Origin of the sequence: Paenarthrobacter sp. PAE-2, assembly GCF_026013155.1 — a bacterium.
Classification (GTDB): domain Bacteria; phylum Actinomycetota; class Actinomycetes; order Actinomycetales; family Micrococcaceae; genus Arthrobacter; species Arthrobacter ureafaciens.
Map to the genome: position 1 here is coordinate 38,933 of NZ_JAPDNV010000008.1, position 18,908 is coordinate 57,840.

Annotated in this window: 17 protein-coding genes; 13 read left to right on the forward strand and 4 right to left on the reverse strand. The window is 64.8% G+C overall.

Going from position 1 to position 18,908, the window contains the following annotated elements; all coding sequences use genetic code 11:
• The first annotated feature begins 130 nt into the window (after nt 1-130).
• The 13 genes from pyrR to OCL88_RS06930 all read left to right on the forward strand — a co-directional run bounded on the left by pyrR (nt 131) and on the right by OCL88_RS06930 (nt 15,173).
• Complete coding sequence (gene pyrR, locus OCL88_RS06870) at nt 131-715, forward strand: bifunctional pyr operon transcriptional regulator/uracil phosphoribosyltransferase PyrR (protein WP_021470600.1); 585 nt, start codon at nt 131-133, stop codon at nt 713-715.
• On the forward strand, nt 712-1,722 hold the full coding sequence (locus OCL88_RS06875; RefSeq protein ID WP_264962013.1) for an aspartate carbamoyltransferase catalytic subunit: 1,011 nt from the start codon (nt 712-714) through the stop codon (nt 1,720-1,722). The genes pyrR and OCL88_RS06875 overlap by 4 nt, the downstream gene beginning before the upstream one ends.
• The gene (locus OCL88_RS06880) at nt 1,722-3,077 is read left to right on the forward strand and encodes a dihydroorotase (protein WP_264962014.1); all 1,356 of its coding nucleotides are present in this window, start codon (nt 1,722-1,724) and stop codon (nt 3,075-3,077) included. The genes OCL88_RS06875 and OCL88_RS06880 overlap by 1 nt, the downstream gene beginning before the upstream one ends.
• Nucleotides 3,077-3,598 carry a hypothetical protein gene (locus OCL88_RS06885; RefSeq protein ID WP_021470597.1) on the forward strand — a complete coding sequence of 174 codons (522 nt, stop codon included), beginning with the start codon at nt 3,077-3,079 and terminating at the stop codon, nt 3,596-3,598. Before OCL88_RS06880 ends, OCL88_RS06885 begins: the two co-directional genes overlap by 1 nt.
• Complete coding sequence (carA, locus tag OCL88_RS06890; RefSeq protein ID WP_264962015.1) at nt 3,579-4,826, forward strand: glutamine-hydrolyzing carbamoyl-phosphate synthase small subunit; 1,248 nt, start codon at nt 3,579-3,581, stop codon at nt 4,824-4,826. The genes OCL88_RS06885 and carA overlap by 20 nt, the downstream gene beginning before the upstream one ends.
• Entirely contained in the window at nt 4,826-8,134 is a 3,309-nt protein-coding gene (carB, locus tag OCL88_RS06895; protein WP_264962016.1) for a carbamoyl-phosphate synthase large subunit, read from the forward strand. The genes carA and carB overlap by 1 nt, the downstream gene beginning before the upstream one ends.
• On the forward strand, nt 8,127-8,960 hold the full coding sequence (pyrF, locus tag OCL88_RS06900; RefSeq protein ID WP_264962017.1) for an orotidine-5'-phosphate decarboxylase: 834 nt from the start codon (nt 8,127-8,129) through the stop codon (nt 8,958-8,960). The genes carB and pyrF overlap by 8 nt, the downstream gene beginning before the upstream one ends.
• Before the next feature lie 70 nt (nt 8,961-9,030).
• Nucleotides 9,031-9,357 (forward strand): integration host factor, actinobacterial type, encoded by a 327-nt coding sequence (gene mihF, locus OCL88_RS06905; RefSeq protein ID WP_021470593.1) that lies wholly within the window; start codon nt 9,031-9,033, stop codon nt 9,355-9,357.
• 19 nt (nt 9,358-9,376) lie between these two features.
• Nucleotides 9,377-9,949, forward strand: coding sequence for a guanylate kinase (gmk, locus tag OCL88_RS06910; RefSeq protein ID WP_021470592.1), 573 nt, complete (start codon nt 9,377-9,379; stop codon nt 9,947-9,949).
• 39 nt (nt 9,950-9,988) lie between these two features.
• Nucleotides 9,989-10,249 (forward strand): DNA-directed RNA polymerase subunit omega, encoded by a 261-nt coding sequence (gene rpoZ / locus OCL88_RS06915; protein WP_011774945.1) that lies wholly within the window; start codon nt 9,989-9,991, stop codon nt 10,247-10,249.
• Between the two features lie 30 nt (nt 10,250-10,279).
• A complete protein-coding gene (gene coaBC / locus OCL88_RS06920) occupies nt 10,280-11,533 on the forward strand; it encodes a bifunctional phosphopantothenoylcysteine decarboxylase/phosphopantothenate--cysteine ligase CoaBC (protein ID WP_264962018.1) in 1,254 nt (417 codons plus the stop codon).
• 87 nt (nt 11,534-11,620) lie between these two features.
• On the forward strand, nt 11,621-12,850 hold the full coding sequence (metK, locus tag OCL88_RS06925) for a methionine adenosyltransferase (RefSeq protein ID WP_021470590.1): 1,230 nt from the start codon (nt 11,621-11,623) through the stop codon (nt 12,848-12,850).
• Nucleotides 12,851-13,019: 169 nt separating this feature from the next.
• Entirely contained in the window at nt 13,020-15,173 is a 2,154-nt protein-coding gene (locus OCL88_RS06930; protein ID WP_264962019.1) for a primosomal protein N', read from the forward strand.
• Between the two features lie 4 nt (nt 15,174-15,177).
• Here the strand turns inward: OCL88_RS06930 and map are convergent, their stop codons facing one another.
• From map to OCL88_RS06950, 4 genes are read right to left on the reverse strand one after another with little or no spacing between them, the layout of a single operon-like run.
• Nucleotides 15,178-15,960, reverse strand: a complete 783-nt coding sequence (map, locus tag OCL88_RS06935) for a type I methionyl aminopeptidase (RefSeq protein WP_264962020.1) — start codon at nt 15,958-15,960, stop codon at nt 15,178-15,180.
• A complete protein-coding gene (locus tag OCL88_RS06940; RefSeq protein ID WP_264962021.1) occupies nt 15,957-17,066 on the reverse strand; it encodes a glycosyltransferase family 4 protein in 1,110 nt (369 codons plus the stop codon). Before OCL88_RS06940 ends, map begins: the two co-directional genes overlap by 4 nt.
• Nucleotides 17,063-18,007, reverse strand: coding sequence for an alpha/beta fold hydrolase (locus tag OCL88_RS06945; protein WP_264962022.1), 945 nt, complete (start codon nt 18,005-18,007; stop codon nt 17,063-17,065). Before OCL88_RS06945 ends, OCL88_RS06940 begins: the two co-directional genes overlap by 4 nt.
• A gap of 10 nt (nt 18,008-18,017) precedes the next feature.
• Nucleotides 18,018-18,899 carry an aldo/keto reductase gene (locus OCL88_RS06950; RefSeq protein ID WP_264962023.1) on the reverse strand — a complete coding sequence of 294 codons (882 nt, stop codon included), beginning with the start codon at nt 18,897-18,899 and terminating at the stop codon, nt 18,018-18,020.
• Between the last annotated feature and the right edge of the window lie 9 nt (nt 18,900-18,908).

The following is an 18,908-nucleotide window of genomic DNA, read 5'->3' on the forward strand; positions in this document are numbered from 1 at the left end:
CGGTGTGACCTTAAACTCACCCACGGCCGCTGACGTGGCAGGTGGCCGGCGCTGTGGCTGTGATAGTTTTGGAAGGCAAATATTCCTTTTTTAATTCCGTCCTGTGAGGCGGGGAAAGGGGAGACGAGCGATGACTGAAGCTACTTCAGCGCAGGTTCCGTCCAGGGTTGTCCTTAACCAGGCGGATATCGATCGTGCGCTCACTCGTATCGCCCACGAGATCCTTGAAGCCAACAAGGGATCCCAGGACCTGGTCCTGCTGGGTATCCCAAGCCGTGGCTATCCCCTGGCTGTCCGGCTGGCCCATAAGATTGCCGCCGCTGATCCTGCCGTCAACGCCGAAACAATAGTGGGCCAACTGGATGTCACTATGTTCCGCGACGACCTCTCGCACCAGCCCACCCGACCCCCGCACCATACACGCCTGCCGCTGTCCGGGATCGATAACAAAGTTGTTGTCCTCATTGACGACGTCCTCTACTCGGGTCGGACCATCCGCGCAGCTTTGGACGCCTTGGTGGACCTCGGGCGCCCCCGCATCGTCCGGTTGGCTGTCCTGGTGGACAGGGGGCACCGTGAACTCCCCATCCGTGCAGACCACGTGGGAAAGAACCTTCCTACATCGTCCTCGGAGAAGGTCCGCGTACATCTTGAAGAGACCGACTCCGTGAACGGAACTCCGGTCAACGAGGTAGTCATCGAGGCAGGCAAGTGAAGCATCTCCTCTCAACGGAAAACCTCAGCGGCTTCGACGCGATCCGGATACTTGATACGGCCGAGGAAATGTCTGCCGTCGGTGAGCGCGAGGTCAAGAAGCTGCCCGCATTGCGCGGCAGGACGGTGGTGAACCTCTTCTTCGAAGATTCCACCCGCACCCGCATCTCCTTCGAAGCAGCGGCGAAGCGGCTCTCCGCCGACGTCATCAACTTCGCGGCAAAAGGCTCCTCGGTCTCCAAAGGTGAGTCCCTCAAGGACACCGCCCAGACCTTGGCCGCCATGGGTGCAGACGCCGTGGTCATCCGGCACTGGGCTTCCGGAGCGCCGCACCGTCTGGCTGCCACCGACTGGATCGATGCGGCGGTGGTCAATGCCGGTGACGGCACCCATGAACACCCCACGCAGGCCCTGCTGGACGCCTTCACCATGCGCCGCCATTGGTCGCGCATCAAGGGCGTCGCATCCACCGGCGCCGACCTCAGGGGCATGCGCGTCGCAATCGCCGGAGACGTCCTGCACTCCCGCGTGGCGCGTTCAAATGTGTGGCTCCTGCGAACCCTCGGCGCGGAGGTCACCCTCGTGGCTCCTCCCACGCTGCTGCCGGTCGGCGTCGAACAGTGGCCCTGCAAGGTCAGCTACAACCTGGACGAGACCCTTGAAGCAGGAGTCGACGCGATGATGATGCTCAGGGTCCAAGGGGAGAGGATGAATGCGTCCTTCTTCCCGTCCACCCGTGAATATTCCCGCCGTTGGGGCTTTGACGACGCCCGCCTGCGGGCGCTGGATGACCTCGGCATGAAGGACACCATCATCATGCACCCCGGTCCCATGAACCGCGGCCTGGAAATCTCGTCCGCCGCGGCGGATTCACCCCGTTCCACCGTGCTCGCCCAGGTCCGGAACGGCGTATCGGTCCGTATGGCCGCCCTGTACTTGTTGCTTTCGGGGGATTCCCGTGAAGCGACCGCCCCCGTAAGCAACCAGCCCACCAAGGAGAACAACTGATGGCCGCGAACACGTATTTGATCCGCGGAGCCGCCATCCTGGGCGGTGCAGCCGAGGACCTCCTGATCCGGGACGGCGTCATCGCGGCCCGGGGCAACGGACTTGCTGCCGGAGATGCCACAGTCATCGACGCCGCAGGCCTGGTCGCGCTGCCCGGCATGGTTGATGTCCACACCCACCTTCGCGAACCGGGCCGGGAAGATGCGGAGACCGTCGAAACCGGTACCCGTGCGGCCGCGTTGGGTGGCTTCACGGCCGTCCACGCCATGGCGAACAGCAATCCGGTGGCCGACACCGCCGGTGTGGTGGAGCAGGTCCACAGCCTGGGAAGGGCATCGGGCTGGGTGGACGTACGGCCTGTCGGCGCAGTGACGGTGGGACTCGCCGGGGAGCAACTCGCCGAACTCGGTGCCATGGCCGACTCCCGCGCCCAGGTGCGCATGTTCTCTGATGACGGGATCTGCGTGCATGATCCCGTCCTGATGCGCCGCGCGCTGGAATACGTCAAAGCGTTCGACGGCGTGGTGGCCCAGCACGCGCAGGAACCCCGCCTGACCGCCGGCGCGCAAATGAACGAAGGCGCCGTTTCGGCTGTCCTCGGGCTGGCCGGCTGGCCGGCGGTAGCCGAGGAAAGCATCATTGCCCGCGATGTACTGCTGACCCAGCACGTCGGTTCCCGCCTGCACATTTGCCACGTCTCCACTGCGGGAAGCGTTGAAATCGTGCGCTGGGCCAAGGCCCGCGGCATCAATGTCACTGCCGAGGTCACCCCGCACCACTTGATCCTGACCGATGAACTGGTCCGCAGCTACGACCCCGTCTACAAGGTGAACCCGCCGCTGCGCACGGACGCGGATGTGCAGGCACTCCGGGAGGGCCTTGCCGACGGGACCATTGATGTGGTGGGCACCGATCACGCACCGCACCCCCGCGAGCACAAGGAATGCGAGTGGGCCCAGGCCGCCATGGGCATGACCGGGCTGGAAACCGCGCTGTCCGTGGTCCAGGAGACCATGATCGAAACCGGCCTCATGACGTGGGCGGATTTTGCCAGGGTCACATCCTTCACTCCGGCCCGCATTGGCAGGGTGGCGGACCAGGGCCGTCCGTTGGAGGCCGGGGAGCCGGCCAACGTCATCCTGGTGGACCCGGCTGCGCGCTGGACCGTTGATCCCCATAAGATGGCAACCATGGGCCGCAATTCACCGTTCAAGGGCAGGGAACTGCCCGGTTCCGTGGTGGCAACCTTCTTCAAAGGACACCCGACCGTCCTCAACGGCAGGCTCAACACCCCGTACCGCTACACCGAAACCGTTCCGGCCCCGGATTCCACCGGGGCAGTCAGCGGCGCCTAGTGGACACACAACTGCTCTCGGCGCTCGTCACCGCAGGCTTGATCGCCGTCGCCCTGGCCATGATCGGCCTGGGGTGGCGGAACCGCCTCCGACGACAATCCGACGTCGAACGCCTTCCGGAAGTGCCACGGCAACTGACGCCGGCCACAGTGGTGGCCGACGGCCAGTACGTCAGCACCACCACAGCCGGTGACTGGCTGGACCGCATCGCTGTCCAAGGCCTTGGAATCCGGACCAACGCGGAACTGAGCGTTCACGCCGAAGGCGTGTTGTTCGACCGCCCCGGAGCAGCCCCGGTGTTCATTCCGCGGGAAGCCCTGACCGACAGCCGCTCCGCCTCCGGGATGGCAGGGAAGTTCGTCGAAAAGGACGGGCTCCTTGTTATCAGCTGGAAACTGGGCAGCCGTGAACTGGACACAGGGTTCAGGTCGAGGAACTCCGCCGACCAGGACCGCCTCCGCCAAGCCATTCAAGAATTGACCTCCGCAGCCCCTCAGGCAGATGCCGATAGTGGAAAGTAATAAAGTGACGGACAGTAACGCAGCCACCTCACCAACCCCCTCAGCAGCCGTATTGGTGCTGGAAGACGGCCGTATTTTCCGCGGCCGGAGCTACGGCGCCCAGGGCACCGCGCTCGGCGAAGCGGTCTTCGCCACCGGCATGACCGGTTACCAGGAGACCATCACCGATCCCTCCTACGCCCGCCAGCTCGTGGTGCAAACTGCGCCGCACATCGGGAACACCGGCGTCAACGGCGAGGACGCCGAATCGCGCAAGATCTGGGTTGAGGGCTACGTCGTCCGCGACGCCGCACGACGCCCGTCCAACTGGCGGTCCGAGCGGAGCCTCGACGAAGAACTCGTCGCCCAAGGTATCGTCGGCATCCAGGGCGTTGACACCCGTGCGATCACCCGGCATCTCCGCGAGCACAAGACCATGCGCGCCGGGATCTTTTCCGGCGAAGCCGCCAACGCGTCCGACAAGGAACTGCTGGATACCGTGCTGGCAAGCGCCCCCATGGAAGGCTCCGCGCTTGCCGAAGAGGTCAGCATCGACGAAGCCTACGTGGTGGACCCCAAGGACCACGGTTGGGAAGGCGAACCGCGGTTCTCCATCGCCGCCGTCGACCTCGGTATCAAGGCGATGACCCCCGTCCGGTTCGCCGAGCGCGGCGTGCGGGTGCATGTCCTGCCGGCAACCGCCACGCTTGAGGACGTCAACGCCCTCAACCCCGACGGTTTCTTCATGTCCAACGGCCCCGGGGACCCCGCCACTGCCGATCACCAGGTCAAGTTGCTGCGCTCCGTCTTGGACGAGAAGCTGCCGTACTTCGGCATCTGCTTCGGAAACCAGATCCTGGGCCGCGCCCTTGGGTTCGGAACCTACAAGCTGCGGTACGGCCACCGCGGCATCAACCAGCCGGTGATGGACCGTCGCACGGGCAAGGTGGAAATCACCTCTCAGAACCACGGCTTCGCTGTTGATGCGCCCCTGAACGGCGCCACCGTGGCACCCGAAGAGCGCTACGGCCGGGTGGAAGTCAGCCACGTCTCGCTGAACGACGACGTCGTTGAAGGACTTGCCTGCCTCGACATCCCTGCGTTCTCGGTCCAGTACCACCCCGAAGCGGCCGCAGGGCCGCACGATGCCGCGTACCTCTTCGACCGCTTTATCGACCTCATGGCTGAAACGAAAGCCGGCGGCGACACCGCAACCAAGAACCAAAACAAGACTGAGGACAACAAGTAATGCCCAAGCGTACAGATCTCAAGAGCGTCCTTGTCATCGGTTCCGGGCCGATCGTCATCGGCCAGGCGGCCGAGTTCGACTACTCCGGCACCCAGGCCCTGCGAGTCCTGAAGGACGAAGGACTGCGGGTCATCCTGGTCAACTCCAACCCGGCCACCATCATGACGGACCCCGAGTTCGCCGATGCCACCTACGTGGAGCCGATCACTCCCGAGGTGGTCGAAAAGATCATTGCCAAGGAACGTCCCGACGCCGTCCTGCCCACCCTTGGTGGACAGACGGCCCTGAACACTGCCATCGCCTTGGATAAGAACGGTGTACTGGAGAAGTACAACGTGGAGTTGATCGGTGCGAACATCGCCGCGATCGAGCTCGGCGAAGACCGCGAGAAGTTCAAGGGTGTTGTTGAGCGCTGCGGCGCCGAGTCCGCCCGCAGCCACATCATCCACACCATGGACGAGGCCTTCAAAGCCGCCGAGGACCTCGGCTACCCGATGGTGGTCCGTCCGTCCTTCACCATGGGCGGCCTGGGTTCCGGACTGGCGTACAACGAGGACGACCTCCGCCGGATCGTCGGTCAGGGCCTGCAGTACAGCCCCACCACCGAGGTGCTGCTCGAAGAGAGCATCCTTGGCTGGAAGGAATACGAGCTTGAGATGATGCGGGACAAAAACGACAACGTCGTTGTTGTCTGCTCCATCGAGAACTTCGATCCCGTGGGCGTCCACACGGGCGATTCCATCACGGTGGCCCCGGCCCTCACGCTGACGGACCGCGAGTACCAGAAGCTGCGGGACGTGGCCATTGCCGTGATACGTGAGGTGGGCGTGGACACGGGTGGCTGCAACATCCAGTTCGCCATCAACCCGGATACCGGCCGCGTCGTCGTCATCGAGATGAACCCGCGCGTGTCGCGTTCCTCGGCTTTGGCATCGAAGGCCACCGGCTTTGCCATCGCCAAGATCGCCACCAAGCTCTCCCTCGGCTATACGCTGGACGAAATTCCCAACGACATCACGCAGAAGACCCCGGCGTCGTTCGAGCCGACGCTGGACTACGTCGTCGTCAAGGTTCCGCGTTTCGCTTTCGAGAAGTTCCCGGCAGCCGACAACACGCTGACCACCACCATGAAGTCCGTGGGCGAGGCCATGGCCATGGGCCGCAACTTCACCGAAGCCCTGCAGAAAGCCCTCCGTTCCCTGGAACAGAAGGGTTCGCAGCTGGACTTCAGCTCCGTGCCCGAATACGAGGTTGCCGAGCTCATCGAGAAGGCCAAGCGTCCCACCACCGAACGCCTGTACCAGGTGCAGCGGGCGCTACTCGGGGGTGCCACCGTGGAGGAACTCTACGAAGCCACCAAGATCGACCCCTGGTTCCTTGATCAGCTGCAGCTGCTCAACGAGACCGCGCACGGGATCCGCAAGGCCGGTGTCCTCAGCGAGGACATGCTCCGCAACGCCAAGCGCCACGGTTTCTCCGATGAGCAGATCGGTGCCCTGACGCACAACTCCGAGGCCGTCGTCCGCGGCGTCCGCCAGGCACTGGGCATCCGTCCCGTCTACAAGACCGTAGACACCTGTGCAGCTGAATTCGCGGCCTACACGCCGTACCACTACTCGGCATATGACGAGGAAGATGAAGTGGGCCTGCACGCCAAGCCCTCGGTGATCATTCTCGGTTCCGGGCCCAACCGCATCGGCCAAGGCATCGAGTTCGACTACTCCTGCGTCCACGCCTCCATGGCACTGCGCAAGGCCGGCTACGAGACCGTGATGGTCAACTGCAACCCGGAGACGGTCTCCACCGACTACGACATCTCCACCCGCCTCTACTTCGAACCCCTGACCCTCGAGGACGTGCTGGAGGTCATCGCGGCCGAGGAACGCACCGGCGGCGTCATGGGCGTCTTTGTCCAGTTGGGTGGCCAGACCCCGCTGAAGCTTGCCCAGCAGCTTGCTGACGCGGGCGTGCCGATCCTGGGCACCTCCCCGGAAGCGATTGACCTTGCCGAGCACCGCGGTGCCTTCGCCCGCGTCCTGGACGAAGCCGGCCTGACGTCCCCCAAGAACGGCACCGCCGTTTCCTTCGAGGACGCCAAGAAGATCGCCGACGAGATCGGCTACCCGGTGCTGGTCCGTCCGTCCTACGTCCTGGGCGGCCGCGGCATGGAGATCGTCTACGACGAGGCCAACCTCTCCCGCTACATCGCTAACGCCACGGAGATCACCACGGACCACCCCGTGCTGATCGACCGCTTCCTGGAGGACGCCGTCGAAATTGACGTGGACGCGCTCTTCGACGGAACGGACATGTACCTTGGCGGCATCATGGAGCACATCGAAGAAGCCGGTATCCACTCCGGTGACTCCGCTTGTGTCCTGCCTCCGATCACCCTGGGCAACAACGTGATCGAGCGGGTCCGGACCGCTACCCGCGCCATCGCCGAGGGCGTCGGCGTGCGCGGCCTCATCAACATCCAGTTCGCCCTGGCCTCCGACGTCCTGTACGTCCTGGAAGCCAACCCGCGTGCCTCCCGCACCGTCCCGTTCGTCTCCAAGGCAACGGGCGTGCAGATGGCCAAGGCTGCCGCGCTGATCGGCACCGGCGTGACCATCAACCAGCTCCGCAGCGCCTACAAGATGCTGCCGGAAACCGGCGATGGCTCCTCCCTGCCCCTGGATGCTCCGGTAGCCGTGAAGGAAGCCGTGCTGCCCTTCAGCCGCTTCCGTACGCCCGAGGGCAAGGTCGTGGACTCGCTGCTCGGCCCTGAAATGCGCTCGACCGGTGAAGTCATGGGCATCGACAAGCACTTCGATACCGCGTTCGCGAAGAGCCAGTCCGGTGCCAACAACGCCCTTCCCACCGAAGGCAAGATCTTCGTGTCGGTAGCCAACCGCGATAAGCGCTCGGTGATCATGGGCGTCAAGCGGCTCTCTGACCTCGGCTTCGAAATCGTCTCCACCGGCGGCACCGCGGACGTCCTGCGCCGCAACGGCATCCAGGCGACGCCGGTCCGCAAGGTGGCCGAGGGAAGCAGCGCAGAGGGCGAAGGCACCATCGCCGACCTCGTCATCGCGGGCGAAATCGACATGGTGTTCAACACCCCGTCCGGCGGCGAAGCCCGCAGCGACGGCTACGAACTCCGTGCGGCCGCAACATCCATCGGCATCCCGTGCATCACCACGGTGGCGGAGTTCAACGCCGCCGTGCAGGCCATCGAGGCACTCCGAACCTACGAGTGGTCCGTGACCAGCCTGCAGGAGCACGCCGCCAACCTGACCGCCTCTTTGGAAGCTGCACATGCCTGAGTCGTTCGGCTCCCGGCTGTCTGCGGCCATGGAAGCCCGGGGGCCGCTGTGCGTCGGCATCGATCCGCACCCGCAGTTGCTGGGCTCCTGGGGACTGAACGACGACGCCGCAGGACTGGAGCGTTTCTCGCTCACCGTGGTGGAGGCGGTGGCTTCCCTCGCTGCCGCGGTCAAGCCCCAAGTGGCGCTCTATGAGCGCCACGGGTCGGCCGGCATGGCCGTCCTGGAGCGGACCCTGGCCGCAGCAGCCGAAGCAGGCGTGCTCAGCATCGCCGATGCCAAGCGCGGGGATATCGGATCCACCATGGCGGCCTACGCCGATGCCTGGCTTCGTGACGGATCTTCCCTGGCCGCCGACTCGGTGACGCTGAGCCCGTACCTCGGTTTTGAGTCCCTGCGTCCGGCGTTGGACCTCGCTGCCGAACACGGCAGGGGAGTCTTTGTCCTGGCGCTGACGTCCAACCCTGAGGGCCGGAGCGTCCAGCACGTCGGCGGCGGGGATTCGGTGGCCCGCCGCATCGTGGCTGCAGCTGCCGCGGAGAACCAGCGCTACGAAGGGCCCTTGGGCTCGGTGGGCTTGGTTGTCGGCGCCACCATAGGTTCGGCCCTTGGCGATTTGGACATAGACCTCGGCCCGGTGCGTGGACCGATCCTCGCCCCGGGGCTCGGGGCCCAGGGGGCAACTCCGGCCGATCTGCGGGAGACCTTTGGACAGGCCTACCCGATGGTTTTGGCAACGTCCAGCCGTGGCATCCTGGCGGCGGGTCCGGACATGGCCGCGCTGCAGGCAGCCACACGGGAAACCCTGGGTGGCTTGCGCGGCTGACCCCCTGCAGGTAGGTTCAGCATCAGCCGCGTGATCGGTGTCACAATTCCGACTTGACGGGAGTTTGGCCATGGCCCTAAAAGAGCTGACACCACAAGAGCGTTCCGACGCCTTGGAGAAGGCTGCCAAAGCGCGGGCCACCCGTGCGGCAGCCAAGGAGCGGCTCAAGCGGGGTGAAGTCAGCATCGCCGAGCTCATCTCCTCGGGGACAACGGACGAGGCGATCGCACGCATGCGGGTGGTCGAACTCCTTGAAGCCCTTCCCGGCATCGGGCCGGTCCGCGCCGCGGCCATCATGGCTGAGATCGGGATTGCCGGATCACGGAGGATCAGGGGGCTGGGAATCCACCAGGCCCGCGCGCTGGTAGATTTTATTCAGACCCAGCAAAGCGTCTAAGCATCTTTCGAAGGAATCCGTGAGCACGAAACCTGGACTGACTGTCCTTGCAGGACCCACTGCCGTGGGCAAGGGAACCGTATCCACCTATATCAGGGACAACTATCCAGAGGTGTGGCTGTCTGTTTCAGCCACCACCCGTGCTCCACGGCCGGGCGAGAAGGACGGCGTCCACTACTTCTTCAAGACGGCCGAGGAGTTTGAATCCCTGGTGGCCGCCGGGGAGTTCCTGGAATGGGCCGTGGTGCACGGAAGGAACCGGTACGGGACACTTCGCAGTACCGTGGACGCCGCCATCGCCGAGGGCAGGTCGGTGCTGCTGGAGATCGATCTCCAGGGCGCCCGTCAGGTCAAGGAGGCTGTGCCGGAGGCAAAGTTCGTCTTCCTGGCGCCCCCGACGTGGGACGAAATGGTGCGCCGGCTTGTGGGCCGGGGCACTGAAACGGCCGAGGAACAGCAGCGCAGGCTGGAAACCGCTAAACTGGAACTTGCTGCTGAACCGGAGTTTGACCACACCGTCATTAATGACGACGTTCGCCGGGCAGCGGACGAGCTTGTTTCACTCATGGGGCTTACCCCGCACGAGCGCTAAGCGCTTGCACTTGTCGGCCCGCTAGAATTTGGAGATTTCGTGTCCACGAACCTTGAAGGCATCATCAACCCGCCGATCGATTCGCTGCTTGAGGCTGCCGATTCCAAGTACGGCCTGGTCATCTTCGGCGCCAAGCGTGCCCGCCAGATCAACGCCTACTACGCCCAGCTGCACGAGGGGCTGTTCGAGTACGTCGGTCCGCTGGTCGACACCAAGCTGAACGAGAAGTCGCTTTCCATCGCCCTGCGCGAGATCAATGAAGGCCTCCTGGTTTCGACCCCCATCGAGCCCACGGAATAAAGAAGCAGACTGCCTGTTGACGGAGGTCACGTGCGCATAGTCCTCGGAGTCGGGGGAGGGATCGCAGCCTACAAGGTTGCATCGCTCCTCCGGCTTTTTACTGAAGCCGGTCATCAAGTCACGGTCATTCCCACCGAGTCCGCCCTGCGGTTCGTAGGTGTCGCGACGTGGGAGGCGTTGTCCGGCAATCCTGTGAGCAACAGCGTTTTCGACGACGTCGAGAAGGTCAACCATGTGCGGTTGGGCCACGAGGCAGACCTCATTGTGATTGCCCCCGCCACTGCGGACCTCCTGGCGAAGGCAGCAACGGGCCAAGCCGGCGACCTCCTGACCAACACGCTGCTCATGGCGCACGGTCCGGTCCTGTTTGCCCCGGCGATGCATACGGAAATGTGGCAGCACGCGGCCACCCAGTCCAACGTGGCGACGCTGCGAAGCCGCGGGGTGACAGTACTGGATCCCGCAGTCGGCCGCCTCACCGGCGCTGATTCCGGCCCCGGGCGCCTGCCTGAGCCCGACGTCATTTTCGAGGCCGCGATCGCGTTGGCGGGAAGCGTTTCAGCCGTTGGTCCGGCGGACGGCGCCGGCCCTGGCCCGTTGGCCGGTAAAGTGGTGACCATCTCCGCAGGCGGCACACGGGAAGCGCTGGATCCTGTCCGCTTCCTGGGCAACCGGTCCTCGGGCAAGCAGGGAGCTGCCTTGGCCTCGGCAGCCCTGGCAGCAGGTGCAACCGTCCGGTTCCTCGCGGCCCACATGGACATCGAACCTCCGACCGGCGTCGAGCTGGTCCGCGTTGAGTCCGCCCTGGAGCTGCGTGAGGCAGCCCTGAAATCGGCAGTGGACTCCGACGTCGTTATTATGGCTGCCGCGGTAGCGGACTTCCGGCCGGCGGATATTTCGGACACCAAAATCAAGAAGGTCGACGGCGAAGAAGCGCCAGTCGTCCGCCTGGTCCGGAACCCCGACATCTTGCAGGAGCTCGTAGAAGCCCGCAATGCCGCGGACCGGCAGCAGCTGATCATCGGATTTGCCGCCGAAACAGGCGACGCCCAAGGCGATGTGCTGCAACATGCCACCGCCAAGCTGAAGCGAAAAGGGTGTGACCTCCTGGTGGTCAACCACGTGGGCGTTGGCAAGGTATTCGGCCAGGACGACAACTCCGTGGTCATCCTTTCCGGACATGGTGCCGAACCGCAAACGGCGTCCGGCTCGAAGGCCGACGTCGCCGCCGCCGTCGTGGACCGTGCCGCCGTCGAACTGTCCGCGGTCTTCCCCGCACCATAGCTCCCCGCAGGCGAGCCCTGCTGTGAAATTCTTAGCAAAGGGACACACGGCAAATGCCGTCGTCCCGCAACCCAGTAAGGTAGTCGAGTGACTTTACCGCTGCACCACCAAACGCATGGCCACCCGTCCAAGCTCCGGCTCTTCACCTCAGAGTCGGTCACTGAAGGGCACCCGGACAAAATCTGCGATCAAATCAGTGACGCCATCCTTGACGCGCTGCTGGCCGCCGATCCCGAATCCCGGGTGGCAGTGGAGACGATGGCTACCACCGGACTGGTGCATGTGGCCGGCGAGGTCACCACCGACGCCTACGTGGAAATTCCCCAGATTGTCCGCGAGACCATCCTTGGCATCGGCTACGATTCCTCGGCCAACGGCTTCGATGGTGCCCGATGTGGTGTGTCCGTTTCCATCGGCCAGCAGTCCAATGACATCGCGGGTGGCGTTTTCAACTCCCTGGAAGCCCGGGAGGGGCGCCAGGAAGATGATTACGACCTCCAAGGCGCCGGTGACCAGGGCATCATGTTCGGCTACGCCAGTGATGAAACTGCGTCCTACATGCCCACGCCCATCTGGCTTGCGCACCGCCTGTCCGAACGCCTCACCGAGGTCCGGAAAAGCGGCGAACTTGCGTACTTGCGGCCCGACGGCAAGACGCAGGTGACGGTAGGGTACGACGGCGACCGGCCGGTTTCGGTCGAAACCGTGGTCATCTCCAGCCAGCACGCCGAGGAGACAGGACTGGACCAATTGCGTGCGGACCTTGCCAGCCACGTGATCGAACCTGTGCTTGCGGCCTCCAACCTGGACCTTTCCCGGGCCACCAACATCCTCAACCCTGCGGGAGCCTTTGTTATCGGCGGACCCGTGGGAGATGCCGGGCTGACCGGCCGCAAGATCATTGTGGACACCTACGGCGGATTCGCCCGCCACGGCGGCGGCGCGTTCTCCGGCAAGGACCCGTCCAAGGTGGACCGCTCGGCAGCCTACGCGATGCGCTGGGTAGCGAAGAACGTCGTGGCGGCCGGCCTCGCCAAGCGGGCAGAGATCCAAATCGCCTACGCGATCGGCCAGGCCCGCCCGGTGGGTACGTACGTGGAAACGTTTGGAACGGAAACCGTTGATCCGGCCAGGATTGCGGAGGCAATCGACGAAATCTTCGACCTCCGTCCCCGGGCCATCATCGATGCCCTCGACCTCAAGCGGCCCATCTATGCCAAGACGGCCGCACACGGCCACTTCGGCAGGGAAGAGCCGGACTTCACGTGGGAACGCCTCGACCGCGTGGCCGACCTCAAGGAATTCTTCAACGCCTGACACCCGGCCGCGCACGTGCCGCCAGGTCCACATAATGTCAGTGGCTCATGATTGGCTTGAGCCAGAGATGCCCGTGGCGGGTTGATCCCGCTGCGGGCATCCTGCGTTCAGGCGGGGCTCAAAGCCAGTGTCCACTCTGTGATGGCGTTCCGAGAAGGAGGTGAAGTGCATGGCGGAGCATGATTCCCGGCCTGCCTTGGTGCAACCTTCGTTGTTGCAGGGTTTCCCTGCGAAGGCCCCCGTGAAAGGGCCGCCGCTGGCAGCAGCGGATCCCGTTGCCCGCGTAGTGCTCGAATCTCCGCTCCCGCATTTGGACCGGCCTTTCGACTACAGCGTGCCTGCTGAACTTGAAGGCGCAGCCCTCCCCGGCGTGCGGGTGAAGGTGAAGTTCAACGGGCAGGAACTCAGCGGATACATCACGGAGCGACGCCAAACCTCCGAGGCCGGGCAGGAGCTCAGCACCCTGCACAAGGTGGTGTCGCCGGTGCCCGTGCTGACGCCGGCCGTCCACGCCTTGGCCGCCGCGGTGGCCGCACGATACGCCGGAACTTTGAGTGATGTACTCCGCACGGCCATTCCGCCACGGGTGGCAAAGGTGGAGAAAGAAGCCCAGGCGGGCACCTCGCCTGAGCCTGTCTCCACATCTGGCGTTGGGCCCTATGTTGGGCCCGGCGTTGGGGCCGGGCCGGAGTGGAACGCGTACAGCAACGGCCCTGCCTTCCTCCACCACCTGGCCGGGGGCGGTGCGCCCAAAGCCGTCCTGACAGCGCTGCAGGGATACGGCCGGCACGGTTGGCCCGCCATGCTGGCCGCGGCCGTCGCCGCGGTCCGCAGCTCAGGCCGGGGCGCAGTCGTGGTGGTGCCCGACCGCCGGGACCTGGACCGGGTGGAAGCTGCCCTTGCCGCTGTCTTGCCTGAGGGTGATGTTGCCCGGCTGACAGCCGACGACGGCCAGACACCGCGCTACCGTAATTTCCTGCGGCTGCTGCGGGGTGAAGCGGGGGTTGCCGTTGGAACCCGCTCCGCTGCCTATGCGCCGGTGGCGAACTTGGGCCTTGTGGTCTGCTGGGATGACGGGGACGACCTCCACATTGATCAGCGCGCCCCTTACGCCCATACCCGGGAAGTCCTGCTTCTGCGCAGCGAGCAGGAGGGCGCCGCTTGCCTGCTCGCTTCGCACACGCGCAGCACGGAACTCCAACGGCTGGTGGACCTGCGCTGGGCGGTGGCCGTCGAGGCCCCGCGCACTGTCATCCGGTCAACCGTGCCCAGGGTCGTGAACACCGCGGACAGCTTCGAACAGGAACGGGATCCGCTCGCACGTATTGCACGTTTGCCCGGTGCTGCTTGGCGTGCCGCCAAAGCGGGCCTGGAACGGGGCCCGGTCCTGGTCCAGGTGGCACGGGCCGGGTACGCACCGTCACTGGTGTGCGAAACATGCCGTGAGCCTGCCAGGTGCAATGCCTGTCAGGGGCCCCTTGCCATGGCAGGCGGGTCAGCGATGCCGGCTTGCCGGTGGTGTTCCACTCCGGCGCCCCAGTGGCGTTGCAGTCATTGCACGGGGACCCGGCTGCGGCGTGGCGCCACCGGGGTCATCAGGACCGCCGAGGAACTGGGCCGGGCATTCCCCGGCCATGCTGTGGTCACCTCGTCGGGGGAGCACGTCAAGGCCGGTGTGCCGGACGCTCCTGCACTGGTGGTTGCCACGGTTGGTGCCGAACCAGTGGCCGACGGCGGTTATGCCGCCTGTTTGCTGCTGGACGGAAACTCCTTGCTTCGCCGCGAAAACCTGCGTGCCGGTGAAGACACTGTGCGCCGTTGGTTCAACGCCGCAGCGTTGGTCAGGCCGGCCCGCGAGGGCGGCCTCGTGGTTGTCACGGCGGACGACACCACAGCTACTGGAGCGTTGGTGCGGTGGGACGCGCCCGGTTACGCCTCGCGGGAACTGGAACTCCGGAAGGAACTGCAGCTCCCGCCAGCTGTCCGGGTGGCTTCCGTCACGGGTCCCCGGGCCGACGTCGGGCACTTTTCCGATGCTTTGGACGCATTCCTCGGCCAGTCCGGCCAGCCTAAGCTGCGGAGTGTAGGCCCGGCTCCCTTGGCGATGTCCGGGAGCCACCCCGCCGGCCCCGCAGGGGAGGACGGCCCTGCAGGGGAGGACGGCCCTGCAGCGGAGGACAGGGACGTCCGTACGCTGTACTTCATTCCCTACGCCGAGGCCGCCAACGCCACCCAGGCCATGCGGGCCGTGAAGGCGGCCAACGCGGCCAAGCGGGTGGCCGGTCCGGTCCAACTGCGTTTGGACGGCGTGGACGTTCTCTGATTGGCTACAGCAGGGTGCCCGTGGGGAGCGTCAGTATCTCGGCACCCGAATCCGTGATGGCAATGGTGTGTTCGCTGTGGGCGGTCAGGCACCCGGTAGCACTCCGGAGCGTCCAGCCGTCTGCGTCCGTGACCAGCTTGGCGGTGTCTTCCATGACCCAAGGCTCCAAGGCGAGCAGCAGCCCCGGCCTGAGTTCGTAACCGCGCCCGGGCCTGCCGGTGTTGGGAACGTGCGGGTCCTGGTGCATGGTGGAACCGATGCCGTGCCCGCCGAACTCCACGTTGACGGGGTAGCCGGCAGCACCCAGGACCGAACCTATGGCATGGGAGATGTCTCCGATGCGGGCGCCGGGGACCGCCGCAGCTATGCCGGCACTGAGTGCCCGTTCGGTGGCCTCAATCATGGCAACCCCTGACGGCGGGGCTGATTCGCCCACCACGAAGGTGATGGCGGAGTCGGCGGCTACTCCGTTTTTCAGCACGGCCAGGTCCAGGGTCAGCAGGTCACCGTCCGCCAGTTGGTAATCGTGGGGGAGGCCGTGGAGCACAGCATCGTTGACACCCGTGCAGATGTAATGCCCAAAGGGACCCCGTCCAAAGGAGGGCGCGTAGTCGACGTAACACGATTCGGCGCCGGCCTTGAGGATCATCTCCTTGGTCCAGCGGTCGATGTCCAGCAAGTTGGTGCCGACCGTGGTCCGGCTCTTCAGGGTGTAGAGGATATCGGCCACCAAGGCGCCGGTTACCCTGGCTTTGGCAACTTCTGCGGGGCTCAGGATCTCGATCATCGGGCGTCCTTCCTGGGGGAGGTGCGGCGTTTGCGGGAGCGCAGGGCAATGGCTTCTTCGGCTGCAGCCAGAAGCTGGCGTGCAGAGACGTCCCAGTCAAAGTCGGCGGCACGTTCCACGGACCTGAGTGAGCGCCGCTGCCAAGCTCCGGGCTCGTCCAAAGCGGTTACGGCGGCCGCGAATTCCGACGGTGATTCCGGATGGACGAAGCTCACGGCGTCGGCGCCCACTTCACGGAAAATCGGGATGTCACTGGCAATCACCGGAGTACCCACAGCCATCGCCTCCACCAAGGGAAGCCCGTACCCTTCGGCCCGGGACAGGCTGATGAGGGCCGTGGACCGCCTCAGTAGATCCTCGTATTCGTCGTCGGTGACCCCGTTGTGGAATTCCACTTTGGCGCCGTCCGGTATCAGGGCCTCCAGTTCGGCCCGGCGTCCGGGGGTAATGCGGCTCAACAAATGCAGGGTGTAGTCCGGCAGGCCGGCCATGCCGCGGATCATCGTTTCCACGTTCTTGTACGGCATGAACGAGCCCATGTACACGAGCGATTTGTCAGCGCCGTCCGCCGGATTCCGGGGTGTTTGGCCGCCCTGCGGGGCGTTGGCCACGATGCGGACCGGCCTGTTGGTCAGCCGGTACTTTGCCATCAGCGCTTCGGTGGTGCGGCTGATGGTCGCCACGACGTCCGCGCGGTTCAACAGCATCCGCTGCGGCCAGAACGCCTTGTGGTAGAGACGCCACAGCAGACGCACGGGTGCGGGAAGGAACCCCGGGGGAGCGGGGTGTTCGTAGTAGATCAGGTCATGCAGCGTCAGGATCAAGCCGTACCGCCTGCCCCACGTGCCCATGGTCTGCATGGGGCACACCACGACGTCCGCGCCCAAGGGATTGACCTTGCCCGCCACGAACAGCTCCATGGGGGACAGCGGGCTGTTGATCATGACGTAGGGAACATCGGGAAGCAGTGCGAGTTGCCGCTGGTCGCTGATGAGCATGGTGACATCGGCGATTTTGGAGACCGCGGCGATCAGGCTGGAGCCGTACCGGCTGATGCCGTCATGGTGCTCTGTCCTGGTGAAGCGGGCATCAAAAACGATTTTCACGCGGGATTGTCCTTCAGGAAGTCGCGGATGGCGGCGGCGGCCGGGGCGGGGGTTTCGTAGTGGATAAGATGCCCGACGCCGGGAATCACTTCCAGCCTCGCATCCGGCAGGAGCGCCATCAGTTTGTATTGGTCCGGCAGCGTGGCGATCTCGTCTTTCTCACCGGCGATCAGGAGGACCGGCAGGTTGAGCCGCTCTGCGACGTCCCCGACTGTCCCGGAGACCGATGCTTTGAATGACTCCAGGAGGCTCTCCCTGTTGGCGAAGGCACTGAAGTATGCGTCGTGCTGGCCGTGGATGAAGCGGCGGAGCTGTTTGTCCTTCGTCTTTGCCATGGTCACGCTCATGACACGCACCACCACCCGGTTGCGGAGGAGGGCGAGTCCCGGAGCCTTGGGCAGGCGTGCAGCAGCCCAGTAGTAGAAGACTGCCAGCTTGGTCATCAAGCCTTTGGGACCCTCCAGTGCCGGCGAAGCTATGGGGTTGACCAGGATGAGCGGGTTGACGGCGCCCGGGTGGTCGGCTGCGAAGTGGCTGGCCACGATGGATCCGAAGGAGTGGCCAAGGAGGACGGTGTCCGGGCCCAGCCCGAGGGCCTCCATGAAGTGCTTGATGAACATCCCATAGCGCGCTACGGAGTGTTCATCGCCAACAACGGGCTCCGAGCTGCCGAATGCCGGCAGGTCCGGCATGATCAGCCTCATATCGGGAAGTTGGTCCGCCACCCGCAGGAGTCCGTGATGGTCCCCGCGGAAGCCGTGGATGACAAGGATTGTCCTCGCGTTCTCCTTCGCCTCCACAGGCTCATAGGTCCAGTACGCTACGTTGCTTCCATCGACGTCGATGGTTGCGGCAGAGGTCCGTCCCGGCAGGGACTTGCTGAAGAATTCGACCGGGGCCTGTGCACCTTCAGGGGTGTGCGCGGTGTCCACATTTTCCATTCAGTCGTTCCTAGTTCACGGTGTCCGGATGCGAGCCTGTCCGGTGATGTCTTTCGAGGGCGGCCATGCCGTCCATGTCGTCCTGGTCCAACTCGAAATCGAAAACTGCAAAGTTCTCCTTGATGCGCCCGGCCGAACTTGCCTTGGGGATCACCAGGTTACCCAGCTGGAGGTGCCACCGGATGATGACCTGCGCCGGGGTGCGCCGGTGCTTGTCGGCCAGCTCTGCAATGGCCGGGTCGGCCAGGACCTGTCCACGGCCGAGGGGGCTCCAGGCCTCGGTGCGGATTCCCAGCTGTTTATGCAGGGTGCGGAGCCTGGCCTGCTGCAACCACGGGTGAAGCTCGATCTGATTAACCGCAGGAACGACCTCCGCTGATTCCATCAGCCGTGCCAAGTGCTCCGGCTGGAAGTTCGAAACGCCGATTGCCCGGACTTTTCCTTCGCGGTAAAGGGTCTCGAGCGCCTTGTAGGTCTCAGTGAAAAGACCGCGGCGGGCGCAGGGCCAGTGGATGAGGTAGAGATCCACGTAGTCAAGGCCCAGATTGGCGATGGAGGTGTCGAAGGCGCGCAGGGTGGCGTCATATCCCTGGTCATCGTTCCACACCTTGGTGGTAACAAAGACGTCCTCCCGGGCCAGGGCATGAACCGCCTCACCGGAACCACCTGTCCCGACGTTCGCCTCGTTGGCATCGCCGATGGCCCCGCCGATCGCGCGTCCGACGCCGACTTCGTTGCCGTACATGGCCGCGGTGTCGAAGCGACGGTAGCCTTCCCCCAGTGCGGTGCTGACCAGGGACTCGGCGTCCTTCGGGGGAACTTTATACAACCCGTATCCCACGGAGTCCATCATCACGCCGTTGTTCAAGCTCTGCCGCGCCGGGATTCTCATGACAACGAC

Excerpts from the sequence above, each read along its gene's own strand:
- OCL88_RS06930 (WP_264962019.1), top strand. The coding sequence starts at position 13,020 with ATGGCGGAGCATGATTCCCGGCCTGCCTTGGTGCAACCTTCGTTGTTG.
- mihF (WP_021470593.1), top strand. The coding sequence starts at position 9,031 with ATGGCCCTAAAAGAGCTGACACCACAAGAGCGTTCCGACGCCTTGGAG.
- OCL88_RS06945 (WP_264962022.1), bottom strand. The coding sequence starts at position 18,007 with ATGGAAAATGTGGACACCGCGCACACCCCTGAAGGTGCACAGGCCCCG.
- carB (WP_264962016.1), top strand. The coding sequence starts at position 4,826 with ATGCCCAAGCGTACAGATCTCAAGAGCGTCCTTGTCATCGGTTCCGGG.
- map (WP_264962020.1), bottom strand. The coding sequence starts at position 15,960 with ATGATCGAGATCCTGAGCCCCGCAGAAGTTGCCAAAGCCAGGGTAACC.
- OCL88_RS06880 (WP_264962014.1), top strand. The coding sequence starts at position 1,722 with ATGGCCGCGAACACGTATTTGATCCGCGGAGCCGCCATCCTGGGCGGT.
- pyrR (WP_021470600.1), top strand. The coding sequence starts at position 131 with ATGACTGAAGCTACTTCAGCGCAGGTTCCGTCCAGGGTTGTCCTTAAC.
- carA (WP_264962015.1), top strand. The coding sequence starts at position 3,579 with ATGCCGATAGTGGAAAGTAATAAAGTGACGGACAGTAACGCAGCCACC.
- pyrF (WP_264962017.1), top strand. The coding sequence starts at position 8,127 with ATGCCTGAGTCGTTCGGCTCCCGGCTGTCTGCGGCCATGGAAGCCCGG.
- OCL88_RS06950 (WP_264962023.1), bottom strand. The coding sequence starts at position 18,899 with ATGAGAATCCCGGCGCGGCAGAGCTTGAACAACGGCGTGATGATGGAC.